Raw genomic sequence first — 12,770 nt, forward strand, 5'->3', positions numbered from 1 at the left:
CTTTTTTTCTACTCATCGCTAGAAGCTTTTTAGAACCACAGGTAAAACCTGTGGTATTCGTAAAACAATAATACTGAGGCTATTGGTGACAATACCATCAGTGCTGTTGTAGCATCACTTATAAGTCTTTGTGTACCTGTCATAATTTTGCTACCTGAAATACTTGCATACGCTGGTGTTGAAAGCATCATCACTGTATAAGCAGTTACCACTAACATCCATAGCTTATCTTTCATCTTTCTTATTAACGTTTTATTCTTCTCCATAAAAATCTTCCTTTCTGTTTTCCTCATATTCTGTATCTGTTGGATTGTAATTTGAGATTATAGAATCTTTAAAAGCCTCTACCATACCACCAGCACTTTTAGCTGTGTAATAATGCCAGATTCCCCAAAGCTGCATATCTTCCATTCTTGCAGTTCTTGCTGGTCTTCTATTTTCTCTTAGTTCCCTTACTTTTCTGTTGTGTTCCATATCTCCAAGTCCATACATCTTATTAAAGTTCCATTGTGATAAATCTGGACAATGCATCATCCCTGGATTATTCCTTGAAGTAATTAAGCTATATGGTCTTTTGATTAATCTAATTTCATCTGTAGTTAACAAGGCTCTTCCTGTCAAATTTATGCTATGTGAACTTGATGGATTCGTAAACTTCCCATGTGAAGCACTTAAAGAATAAGTTGAAACTGTATAGTTACCAAGCTTTTTAGATAATTCCTCAAGAGTTTCTGAATCATCTGATTGAAGGTAAACCCAATTTTCACAGTTTCCTTTTATAGTCTTTGCAACATCCTTTCCATACTTTTCATCAAGCTGTGAAAAGCCTTGAAGTATTAAATTAAATCGTATCCCCCTTCCTCCTCCAACTGTAAGCTTGCTTGAGAAATCAGGTATTTGAGTAAAGTTTCCAAACTCTTCAAGCAAAAAATTAACTCTATTTTTTAATCTTCCACCTCTAGCATCAGCAGATTTAACTAGTTCACTATAATGTTGTGCTACTAATAAACTTGCCAAAGGATAATAAGTGGTATTTTCATCAGGAAGAATTATAAATAATGCTCTTTTCTTACTTCCTGTTTCCTTTGGATCATAGTCACTAGCATTAGTCATTGAATTAATAAGTGGATTAGTAAATAGCCTTAAGGTTGTTAAAGCAGCAGTATAAAAACTTCCCCTAGTTTTACTTGGAGCAACTTCTGATATTGCAAGAAGTCCTTTTGCTGGATGAGTTGGACTAAGTCTTTTGTTATACTCAATAATTGGCATTGTCTTTCCTATGGTTTTACACATCTCACTTATAAAGAAATATACATTGGTCATATTTTGATACTTTTTATTAGCTCCATGCCTGTTATCATAAACAACACTCATTATAGAACTTGCAATTATACTTGCATTTCCATCGGTCCATATTCTCTCTCCCTTTGGCTCTCCAACTAGTTGAGAAGTTAAGTCCCAGGTAGCATCAACAGCCGCTGCAATATCGTCTCTGTCAACTGCTTCAATGATTGGTTGAAGAAAGTTATATCTATTACTTTTTAGTGGATTCTTAAAATCTATAGCAATAACCTCATAGCCTAATCTTTCAAGAAATATATGTGTATACTGGTAAAGTTCAGCTTTGGGATCACTAAAAATCATACTTTCCCCAGCTAGTGCCATAACACCTACACTTTGAAGCACTTCTGTTCTGGTCTTTCCACAACGTGTTGCTCCAATACAAAGACTATGAACATCTTCACCTATAAAGTAAATTTTCTCTTTTCCTTTTTCTTTATTTAGTCCAAGAACTATACCACCCTTCGATATATATTTCTTTGGATCACTGGACACATTTTCGAATTTATCTTCTGAATTTTCAATACATATTTCCTGCTCTGTATTTGAGATACATTGCTGTGCTTGTTCCTTTTCTTCATTTTCCTCACCTTCTTTCTCAATATCTTCTTTTAGATCATCTTGCCCATGTTCAATTAGGTATTTTATTAATGGATCTTCTTCATCAAGTATGAAACTTTCAAAAGCTTCTTCCTTTTCTTTTTCAGTAAGCCAACGAGCAGAACCAAATTGTTTCTGTCCAACTGCAACTGGTGTTGAAATATCTGGTGTTATACTTATTAACCTACTTTCATAAGGCTTATTATTTGTCATCATAAGTAGCACTACAAGAATCACTATAAGGCTATTTAGACATAAAAAAAGCATCAAGTGCTGTTTACTTGATACCATACTTTCTATACAATATTTAGTTTCAGGAATTGATAACCTGGTACTTTGTCTTGATAATAATAAATGTAAGTTTGTTGAAAAGTATATGTTGAATATAGATCCTACTATTATTAAAAATAGTACTAATAGTAACTTTTGTTTTAACTTTTTCACTGGTTCTTCCTCCTGTATTAAGCTTTATAAAGTCCTTAATACACTACAGTACTAGTTCTTCTTCATCTTCTTCTAATAAATAATCACCATACTCAACAATGTCAAATCCCTGCTCTCCTTCATAAGCTAACTTTGACATCTGGTGCAGATTATACTTAAACGGAGTTTCATAAGTTATGCATTTTCCACCAATATCTAATAAATCTCCTCCCCAATCTAACTTTTTCAGCCAATCCCTCCCCTCATAAAATCTCTCTTCATTTTTGTTTTCATATTTAGTATCTTCTTGAGAATTAGACAATCCCCACGCTTCAATATTTCTTATCATTTGTTTTTGTAACAAGTTTTCACTACTCCTATTTGCATATATAGACCTCAAATCAAAAATTCCTTGATACCTACAAGGTTCGCTATTTATATCTGCACTTTCCCATTCAACTTGGAATTCTACTTTTACACTCTCAACTTTATCATCATCCATTATCTTTGCCCATGTACATAATAAACCATTAGCTTCTTTGAAACTGCCTAAATTAGCTTCTTTCATGGAAATATTATTATCTAGCCCTTTTATATAAATATTTTTTATGGGAAGAACATTCGAAGGTTTGTAATTATAGTAAGCATCACTTTTAGAAATTAAGCTTGAAATAACACCACTATAAACAAACCTAAAGTCATCAATCTCATCATTAGTTAATCCTACTTCCAAAAGCGGACTTCTCATTCCAATATTGAAGTCCTCTCCAACATCCAAAGTTCCATAATAAGAAGAAGTAACATTACTATTAAGATTTTTAAATTTAAATATTGGTCCATTAAAATAACCATCATCAAATTCTTCTATAGTTAAGCTTATATTCTTTTCTTTAAAAAAGTCTTCTTCATTAAATGGCATCTTTTCAACGCTCTCTCGATATTCTTTTACTTCATCAATATTACTATACTCTAAAGAATAAATAATATCTGTCATTTCTCGTTCAGATAATAATGGGTTTGCATACTTACTAATATCTAATCCATGTTGTACTCCATAAGCTATCTTTTCCATCTGCCAAATATTAAACTTTGTATCAGCATAAGCTGAAATATCTCTCCCTGCTTTTAACTGATCCAATAAAAACTTTATTTGATTATGATCAAAGTCTTGAGATGATAACTTTGAAGTGTCGATTCCTAACTCATTAGCTTCCTTCAGATATATATTCTTATCTACTTTATGAATTGCAAACTCTCTAATTGCTGTCTTCTTATCAATTTGGATGTACTTATTATCCTCATCTAAATATTTATAAAAGTTACCTTTTGAATCTATATTAATCTGCTTTTCTGTTAGAAAATTCTTATATAAATGTATATCTCCACGATAACCTAAAAACAATTGATTTGTCCAAAGATCCACTGGTAAATACAAACGCATAGGATTATACATATCTTCACTAAATTCACCATCAACCTTTCCTTCTTTCAAAGCGAAAATTATATCGTTCATCTGATCTACTGTAAATAAAGGATTATTATATTGAGTAATATCTATTCCATATTCAATTCCATAAGCTATTCTTTCCATTTGACTCCATGTAAATCTTGGATCAGCATAAGCTGAAATATCTTTTCCATTTTTCAACTGTCTCGATAAAAAATACATTTCACTATCACCAAATTTAGGTGATAGAAATTTAGAAATATCAATTCCTTTTTCTTTTGCTTCTGACAATACTATTTGTTGAGGAAAATTAAAAACATTATCTATTCCTATAAATAATTCTATTTCAAGAATTATTCTATAAAATCTTCCTTTGATTCTATTCATCAATGCCATTTGTACTTCTCCTATTCTTATAAAATTTTATTCCTACATTTCATTACCGCTTCCTCTGCTCCAATCAAGTCCCCTACCTTTTGCTTCTTCAATAGCTCTTTCTTTTCTAGCTTGTCCTTCAAGCATCGATAAAGGATATTTTCCTTGCTTATGATTTTTATCTTCTCCAGATAACATTTGAATCATAGTTAATATTAAATCCATTCTATTCTTTAATTCCTTTTCATCTGCTGCTTGACTATTAATCTCGAAAGCTTCAATTAATGCTTCTTTAGTAAATTGCTCTGGTGGATATAGCTTTCTATTTCTGCACTTTTTACCTTCAGGTGTTGTAAAAGTTATGTACTTTCTCTCCTCTGTCCAATCAACCTTATATCCAAGCCTCTCCATATTATCAATAAATTCTTCTTTGCTTCTACTAGACCATTTACATTCTCTAACGGCTAAGAAAAGCTCATACTTCCAACTTTGTCCTTTAGATCCTGCTCTATACTCACCTCTCTTTTTATAATTTCCTTTTTCTCCATCAACAATAATAAGATTAAATTCCTTACAAATTTCATCTGAGTATTGTTTAAGCATTTCTAATTCTTTAGCCGATAGTTGCCACTTCTTACCGTTAACTTGACTTACAGTATTTATAATAAAGTGATTATGTAAATGCTTTCTATCAATATGAGTAGCATGTACAACTTGAAAGTTTTTAAAAATCTCATGTTCTAAAAGCTTTTTCCCTGCTTCATTAATTATTTCTGGAGTTGTTTTATCTTCTGGCGAAAAGGATTGAGTGAAATGCACAAACTGCCGTCCCTTTTCTTTTCTAAAATTTTGCTTTGTTATTACAAATTCATTAAAGGCAGTTTTAGGACTACAATCTTTTCCTCCAGTTAAGTGGGGTTTTGTTTTTGCATGTTGCAATATATATGATATAGCTTTATTCATTCCTGAATAGGTTTTATTTGCTCCATTGATAAATTCTAATATTGCCATTATGTCACCTTGCTTTTTTGCCTTTCTTCCTTAACTTAACTAAGAACTGCCATAGATCTGCTAATATCTTGTTTGTTGAATTAATATCTACACAGGTAATTTTCCCTTGGTGACATAAGGTAGTAATTTGGTTAAGATTCGCACCAACCTTTGAAAGTTGATGTGTAAACTCTTTTACTCCATCAATAACAATAATCTCTTTATCCAAAGCTGAATATATAATATAGTTACTAAAAGTCATATTTGCAGTCTGAGCTTTGTCTTTTATCTTACTTGCTTCTTCTTCTGTCATTCTAATATTGGTCTGGACACTTCTTGTTCTCATTCCTTTCCTCCTCTCCAAAAAGAAGTATCTAACTAAAAGGGGCGTGGGGATTCCCCCACTATTTACAAGCTATTGGCTATACCAATAGGAAGCTTGCCCTTACAAAGTAAGGTGTTAGCCCCCCTTCCAGGCGGTCTTGTTATTGAAAGAAAAATCATGGTTCATAATCTTCCTCAACTTCCTCCTCATTTTCGTTATTTAGTTCTTTTTCAGCTTCTCTATTAAATCTGATATTAATTGATTCCATAGCTAAATTATAATTATCACTATCAAGGTTATAAAATATATCTAGTGGATTGGTGTGCTTGTCTTCATAATTGTTATATAAGTTAAAACCTAACCTTACTAAAGCTCCAGCACTTGATGAAAGATCTACACTGCCATCAGTTAAACAATTAAGCTTTACACAATTATCCTTAAAGTTATATAGATGCTTTCTTTTTTGAAATAAATCTTCATTACCTGAGATAATATAAAAAAGAGACTGCCTTTCACAATCTCTTGGATGAGTATTATCTTCATTTAGTAGTGTTTTAAATTTTTCTAAATGCCCATTGTTTAAAAATTTCACTTTTATACCTCCATCTCCATTACTTCATTTTCACAATACAAAGTATTTAAATTTTTCTTACTTTCTAAGTTCAAAACTTCCAGATGTCTTAGTAGATCCTCGTTAAAATCTTTACTCTTTGGCTTATGTCTTGAAATTTCATAACTGTCTTTATACTTGTTATAGATTTCTTTACAAGCAAAATGCCCTGCTTCGTCATTATCGAGGCAGAGCATTATCTTATCTATATTCGGATTTTCTTTTAAATAGTACTCCAGTGCTTTATCAGAAACACCACCAAGAGAAATACAATGGCTGCTAAAGTTATCTATGTTATATAACTTGATTAAGGTAAGATAACTTAGTAGATCAATAGGAGCTTCAAATATGCATAAGGTTTTATTCTTTCCTTCCATTGAGAAAGGATAGGATTTATCTGAGTTTTTAACATCACACCTAAAGGATTTACCTACCGTATTGGTACTTCTTATGCTTGCATACTTTGGAACTCCTTCTTTGTCATAACCTAAAAAAACACAACTTTTATGAGTATTCTCATAAATTTTGTGTTTTTGTACAAACTCATTAACTATAGCTTTATCGATTCCCCTGGTATGTATTAAGTAAGCAAAAATATGTTTATAAGTATTGTTTTTCTCTGGTAGAATAAATTCTCCTTTTTCTTCTTCCTCATGAACTTCTGGTGGCTCGTATTTAACAATTTCATCAGTGTTTCCAAGAAGATGTTTTACAGCTTCAACCCAGGTTCTACCTTCTAATTGCATAACAAATTGAATTATTCCACCACCCATATTCTGCGAAAACCAATTCCATTTACGTCCATCAGCATTTATGTATAATCCTCCAAAACCTTCTATTTTAAAGGTTCTCGGTGTAGCTTGTTTAACATTGTATCCCATTGATGTAGCATAGCTGATAATATTGATATCATTGGCACGAGCTATTTCTTCATCTGTAAACAGTAGCTCTTGTTTTTTCATTGCTTATCACCTCCTTTCATTTTGATTTAATACTTATATATCAAATTTCAAATCTCGAAACCTGGAAGATTTATTGTATATAAAACTTCTCACTAGTTTAGTATTACGTAGTATCTTAAATAAAAAATATCGCAAATCTATTCTTCATTCCTGAATAGTGCGATATTCTAATTTATTATTAAATTTTTAGATGTAACAATACTTATATCCTACTGTATAAATTGAAATTTGTTAGTTTCGTGTTTTGCTCATTTTACTCCTATTACTCCAAAAGTCGCCCTACACAAATAAGCACCATCTAATGCCATATTTATCAATGAAATCTGCCATAAGTGAACTGTATTCACATGGTGCAAGCGGCATTAAAATTTTAGCATCAGTTTTTAACACTTCATATGCTTTCCGCACCTTTTCTTCGTTACCTTCTCCATAATGCAAACAAAACTGCATTACGTTGCCCGTAACCGTTTCCTCACCAATAATGGCATATTCTGAATTTCGTTCTGCCACAGCTAAAATTTCCCCTTGAATATCAAGCTCTGAATGAAAAAATGTTCCATCTTCATTTGGATAACTGCTAATGAGAACAGCATCAAAAGCCTTTTGGTAAAGGGCTACCGCCTCATCACTTCTTGTAACATATGCTTGCATCATTGATCTTTTCATAACGACCAATCCTCCCTTTATTACATATATAATTTTTTTAGTTATTCCTTTGTCATCTACACAAATATAATAATCCACAGTTCAAAAACAAATTACTATTTGCTTTTTAGTTAATTATATCATATTTTGTAAACACCTCACTATTTAGTTTTCAAAGAAGATTTTATAATTTACTGTGTGAAATATACCAATTGTACAACAAGTACACATTACTCCATATTTAATATTGCACCTATATGCATAATTTATAATTGATATTCTGCTTCCTTTTCTAAACTGTCTTCATCTTCCGTTGATTTAGCTGCATCTTCATCTATAATAACCTCATTATCCTTTTTATCCATATCAAGCAAAGCATTTAGTTCAAATTGACGAGCAAGCTTTACCTTTAATTCTTCCTCATATTGAAATGGTTTCGCAAATTCAATCTTTGATTGTTCTAAATTTCTTTCATGCTCTAATACCTTTCCTTTCTGTTTTTCTACCCTACTTTCAAGATTACTTAAAGTATTTTCAATCATGCTTAAAAACCTTCATCCTACTAAAATTACGTAAAAAAATATCGCAAATTCATTTTTGAATAATGCGATATATGCTCTGTTATTTTATCAATTTATAAATATTAAAATACTGATAATATAGGTGGATAGATAGCACAAGTTATCATGAATACTAATAATATCACTGCTGACATTATTAGTGCTATTCCTATGATTTTTATCTGATGCTGATAATATTTGTTTGTTGCTTTTTTATATTTCGGTATATAAAACCATTTATACTTAGACCAATAAAAATCTGCACCTACTATATCTGGCTTCCGTAACGAAAGTATACCCAAGAGCGTTAAAATTATAGTTGTAACTATCAAAACTTTAATTATTTCCAAAACATTGCCTCCCTTATAGTTTCTTGCTCAAAAGCTTCTGAAATTATATTTATTATAATATTTTCATTAATATGTAAATATTATATCACATTTATTTAGCTATTGTCGTTATGGATTCCCGAGTATATGTTAGTTCTGGATCTTTCTTACGCCTGCATATTAATATAACTTTGTTCATTTTATACCCATATCTTTAGAAAGTTTTAATTATTATTTTTATTGCTAAATAATTAATATCTTCATTAATTTACATCTTCTTTGCTTCTAAATACATTCATATTCCTTTTATTTAGAGAAATTCATAGCACACTTTATACATTTATTGTATAATTACATAATTAATATCAATAAATTACATACATAGAAAATCTCTTAGTAATTATTATTGAAATTTATTTAAAAAGGTGGAATTCTGTTGAAAAGAAATTATGTACGAATTATATTGATACCGCTATTAATAGTAAGTCTAATTTTAAACATCTATAATTATATTGACAAACAAGAAAGAATACATCGAGCAAACGATACATTTCAATATGCTGTAGGTATAACTAGTAGTTGTTTTGGAAATGGCTATAATGAAAAGGATGAAGAAACCAAAATCGATAGTTATATGAGGCTATTGTCTAATTTAGATACTGCATCATCTATATATCCATTTACTTCTTATTATGATAAAGGTAATTCTAATGACGAAATATCCAATTCATTACACTATCTCAAACTTTGTGTGAATACTCCTGATAAGAGATCCACTCTAATTATTGAAAAAGGTGAATCACTCTCTAACCATCTGACTTACATCATTACAAATATAGATGATAAAAAAAGTTGGCAAGCAGTTTTTGAAATAGCCTATGAAACTTTTACTGGTATTAAGCCAACTTTTTGATTTAAAAGGTAGATCTAAAAACTCTACCTTAATTACTTCTTTCTATTTTTGTTTATATCAAATCATCAAACCTATCTATGTTTTCAAGTTTATATTTAAGCTAATTCAAGCTCATCATACACTTCTGAAATATTTTCTTCCTGTTGTTTAACTACATCATCATCCATAATCACCTCATCATCCTTTTTATCCATATCAAGTAATGCATTTAGTTCAAATTGACGAGCAAGCTTTATTTTTAAATCTTCTTCATACTGGAATGGCTTTTCAAATTCAACCTTTGATTGCTCTAAATTTCTTTCATGCTCTAATACCTTTTCTTTCAATTTTTCTACTCTGCTTTCAAGATTACTCAATGTATGTTCAATTCTAAGCATATTACCATGAGGACTATCTCCAAGCTCTATTGAATACCTTAACTGTCCCTTAATGATAAGTTCATAGGTTTCATAAAAGTTTTTCCTTTTTAGCAACAGGTCAAAAGCTCCAATTGTTCCAACTTTAAGTTCTCCCTCTTTAGGAACTTTTTCATAGATACTTTGAAGCATTAAACCTGCCTTTTCTCTTTCATCAAAAGTTATGCCGTTAATAACAATAGAAAACTCTTCGCTTTTGCTTAAATCTCTATTTTTAATATCTTCAGTAATAGCTTTTATTTTCTCCTTAGCTTCTTCTATAAGTTTTGGATACTTATATGTAAAGTTATCTTCCATAGTATATTTCTTGCTGTCATAGGCTGATTTAAGCACTCTTAATCTAGATATATCATTATCTATGTCCATCTTTTCTTTTATCATAGGATTACCTGTTGCTAATGCTTTAACTTCCGCAAAGGATAAAACAGTTTCATCGATATCTTCACAGTTTCTTGCCACAGATTTTGAAGTCATTATTTGAGTTATGAATCTTTGCTTTTGCTCTACAATATTCCATAAATAAGCGTCAAATGTATTCTTCGTAACGTATCTATAAATATTAACCTCACTATTCATATTACCTTGCCTTATAATTCTTCCCTCACGCTGTAGGCTAAGCACCCAACGCCTTTCCATATTTCTATGGTAGGTTTTCAAGTACTCGCCCCCAAACCGTACTTACACCTCTCAATGTATACGGCTTTCCATTTATAAACTTAATCTAACTTGCCACAATGTAATTTTTTATGACATTCTAAACACAGTGCCAATGTTTTTCGTCTCCTTGCTATCATAAGAGTTTCCCAGAAATTTTTTCCTTGTAAGTCCTTTAATTTCCTTATGTGATGTATTTCTATTGTGGCATTTTCTTTGCCACATATTTCACATTTATTTGCTCTTAACCTTTCAATTAGACTTGTGCTGCTAAAATATTTAATACCATCTGGTATTAAATCAGCATTTTTCCTTAGACATTCCTTTTGTCTCTTAAACCCTTCATTATAAAAAAGTCTTACTCTTTCAATACCTTTTGAATTTTTATATCTAATTCCAAAGTCTTTATTAATTCTAAACTTTTCTATAATATCTGCTTTTGTAGTTCTATATTTTGTTGCATAGGTTTTATACATACTATACTCCATAATATATTTGAAACTGTTAATAATTGAACTGTTATTGGCAATGCAATAATAATTATAAAATCCTCGAATTTCAGAATTATATCTATCTAAAATTTCTAAATCATCACAATCTTTCATATTATATCGTGCAGTAGGTTTCCAAACTTCCTTATCTTGGTGATAAGTTAATTTCATGGCACTATAATCAATCAAACGCTTTTTTATTATATCTGTTGATACCTCTAAGACCACCCTACCAGTATAATTCCTAACTAATCTGCCAGCCTTATCACGTTTACTTAGATTGCTTTTTCTAACATATATTTTATAACTTAGAAAATTTGCTTTATCTTTTGCATTAGTAATTAGCGTTTTTTCTTCTGATAGTTCAAGTTGTAGTTTTTCAGCTAAGAAAGTTTTAATATCTTCTTTGATTTTTCTACATTCTTCCTTACTACCAATTACGCCGCATAACCAATCATCTGCGTAACGGATATATATTAACCTTTTATATTCCGTATCCATAGGATTTCCATATGGTATAAAAACTCTTGCTTTTTCCAACTCTCTTATTTTTGTTATTGCTTTATATTTTTCGGTTTCATTAACAGCTTTACTAAATTCTACCCTGGCAAGTCTAAGAGCATCTTTATTTTGACGGTATTCTAAGGTTACTTCTCTTCGTTTACCATTTCTAAATAATTTAACATATTCTTTCATGTACTTATCAAATTTATCTAAATAGATATTTGCAAGTATTGGACTTATGATTCCGCCTTGAGGGCAACCAGAAAATGTCTTATGAAAAGTCCATTCTTCCATATATCCTGCATTTAAAAACTTCCGTATTAGCCTCATAAATCTTTGATCATTTATTCTTTCGCTTAAAATGTTAATCATTTTATCATGATTAATGTTATCAAAAAAGCTTTTAATATCGCCTTCAATAAACCATTTTACACCAGTAAAAGTTGCTTGTATTTTAGAAAGTGCAGTATGACAACTTTTGTTTGGTCTGAAACCGTGTGAAGTTTCTTCAAAATATCCTTCGTAAATTGACTCAAGTATCATTCTAATGACTTCTTGTAGCAATTTATCTTCAAAAGAAGGTATTCCAAGAGGACGTAATTTCCCATTTTTCTTAGGAATATATGTCCTGCGAGATGGTTTAGGTTGATAACTTTCATTTCTTAGCGAATTTATTATATTAGTTATTCTTTTCAAGCTCATACCATCAATTGTTTGATTGTCTGTGCCTTTTGTCATGTTTCCTTCATTTGTATAGATTCTTTGATAAGCAGTTAAATACATTTCCTCATTATAAAGTAAGCGATATAATCGTTCATACTTATAATTCTTATTATTACTGTGTTTTGTTAGACTTATTAACATGTTTTGAGGATTTCTCATAGTGTCTCACACACCTTCCTTAATTAATGTTAATGTTATAAACTGTTCTCCTTCGCCACGTACAAGGCTTTCCCTTGCTCAGACTACTACGAGAACTCCGTTACCATATCAAATATTCATAAGCCTTTTGCTTAATAGCTTGAATTTCAAGCATTTTGATTTAGGTAATCTCCGTTTAGTTACATAATAACTTAGCTTGATAAATTGTCGGATACGACTTTCACCCTTTTATGCTTATTGCATATATGCTGTAAATTCCTATGCCCCTAATCCTCGAACAGTGAAAAAGGGGATTTACAGTAT

The 12,770-nt window shown here is 30.8% G+C and carries 13 protein-coding genes; 1 reads left to right on the top strand and 12 read right to left on the bottom strand.

Going from position 1 to position 12,770, the window contains the following annotated elements:
* Nucleotides 1–29: 29 nt before the first annotated feature.
* The 10 genes from CLOCEL_RS11710 to CLOCEL_RS11755 all read right to left on the bottom strand — a co-directional run bounded on the left by CLOCEL_RS11710 (nucleotide 30) and on the right by CLOCEL_RS11755 (nucleotide 8,628).
* Nucleotides 30–266 (bottom strand): hypothetical protein, encoded by a 237-nt coding sequence (locus CLOCEL_RS11710; protein WP_013291736.1) that lies wholly within the window; start codon nucleotides 264–266, stop codon nucleotides 30–32.
* The gene (locus CLOCEL_RS11715; RefSeq protein ID WP_010075399.1) at nucleotides 253–2,385 is read right to left on the bottom strand and encodes a VirD4-like conjugal transfer protein, CD1115 family; all 2,133 of its coding nucleotides are present in this window, start codon (nucleotides 2,383–2,385) and stop codon (nucleotides 253–255) included. The genes CLOCEL_RS11710 and CLOCEL_RS11715 overlap by 14 nt, the downstream gene beginning before the upstream one ends.
* Nucleotides 2,386–2,428: 43 nt before the next feature.
* Nucleotides 2,429–4,207 carry a hypothetical protein gene (locus CLOCEL_RS11720; protein ID WP_010075400.1) on the bottom strand — a complete coding sequence of 593 codons (1,779 nt, stop codon included), beginning with the start codon at nucleotides 4,205–4,207 and terminating at the stop codon, nucleotides 2,429–2,431.
* 33 nt (nucleotides 4,208–4,240) lie between these two features.
* Nucleotides 4,241–5,197: a relaxase/mobilization nuclease domain-containing protein gene (locus CLOCEL_RS11725; RefSeq protein ID WP_010075401.1), complete on the bottom strand. Its 957-nt coding sequence runs from the start codon at nucleotides 5,195–5,197 to the stop codon at nucleotides 4,241–4,243.
* Nucleotides 5,198–5,201: 4 nt separating this feature from the next.
* Nucleotides 5,202–5,522 (bottom strand): plasmid mobilization protein, encoded by a 321-nt coding sequence (locus CLOCEL_RS11730; protein WP_010075402.1) that lies wholly within the window; start codon nucleotides 5,520–5,522, stop codon nucleotides 5,202–5,204.
* 154 nt (nucleotides 5,523–5,676) lie between these two features.
* Nucleotides 5,677–6,093, bottom strand: a complete 417-nt coding sequence (locus CLOCEL_RS11735) for a DUF6075 family protein (RefSeq protein WP_010075404.1) — start codon at nucleotides 6,091–6,093, stop codon at nucleotides 5,677–5,679.
* A gap of 2 nt (nucleotides 6,094–6,095) precedes the next feature.
* Nucleotides 6,096–7,073: a DUF3991 domain-containing protein gene (locus CLOCEL_RS11740; protein WP_010075405.1), complete on the bottom strand. Its 978-nt coding sequence runs from the start codon at nucleotides 7,071–7,073 to the stop codon at nucleotides 6,096–6,098.
* Nucleotides 7,074–7,352: 279 nt separating this feature from the next.
* Nucleotides 7,353–7,739, bottom strand: a complete 387-nt coding sequence (locus CLOCEL_RS11745; protein ID WP_010075406.1) for a VOC family protein — start codon at nucleotides 7,737–7,739, stop codon at nucleotides 7,353–7,355.
* 245 nt (nucleotides 7,740–7,984) lie between these two features.
* Nucleotides 7,985–8,260 (bottom strand): hypothetical protein, encoded by a 276-nt coding sequence (locus tag CLOCEL_RS11750; RefSeq protein ID WP_010075407.1) that lies wholly within the window; start codon nucleotides 8,258–8,260, stop codon nucleotides 7,985–7,987.
* A 101-nt stretch (nucleotides 8,261–8,361) separates the two neighbouring features.
* Nucleotides 8,362–8,628, bottom strand: coding sequence for a hypothetical protein (locus CLOCEL_RS11755; RefSeq protein ID WP_010075408.1), 267 nt, complete (start codon nucleotides 8,626–8,628; stop codon nucleotides 8,362–8,364).
* Nucleotides 8,629–9,043: 415 nt separating this feature from the next.
* Between CLOCEL_RS11755 and CLOCEL_RS11760 the strand changes: the two genes are divergently transcribed.
* Nucleotides 9,044–9,520: a hypothetical protein gene (locus CLOCEL_RS11760; protein ID WP_010075409.1), complete on the top strand. Its 477-nt coding sequence runs from the start codon at nucleotides 9,044–9,046 to the stop codon at nucleotides 9,518–9,520.
* Nucleotides 9,521–9,615: 95 nt separating this feature from the next.
* Here CLOCEL_RS11760 and CLOCEL_RS11765 read toward each other — a convergent pair whose 3' ends face one another.
* Nucleotides 9,616–10,593, bottom strand: a complete 978-nt coding sequence (locus CLOCEL_RS11765; protein ID WP_010075410.1) for a hypothetical protein — start codon at nucleotides 10,591–10,593, stop codon at nucleotides 9,616–9,618.
* A gap of 59 nt (nucleotides 10,594–10,652) precedes the next feature.
* Entirely contained in the window at nucleotides 10,653–12,467 is a 1,815-nt protein-coding gene (locus tag CLOCEL_RS11770) for a reverse transcriptase domain-containing protein (protein WP_010075411.1), read from the bottom strand.
* Nucleotides 12,468–12,770: the final 303 nt, after the last annotated feature.

This window comes from Clostridium cellulovorans 743B (assembly GCF_000145275.1).
In the GTDB taxonomy this organism is placed as follows: domain Bacteria; phylum Bacillota; class Clostridia; order Clostridiales; family Clostridiaceae; genus Clostridium_K; species Clostridium_K cellulovorans.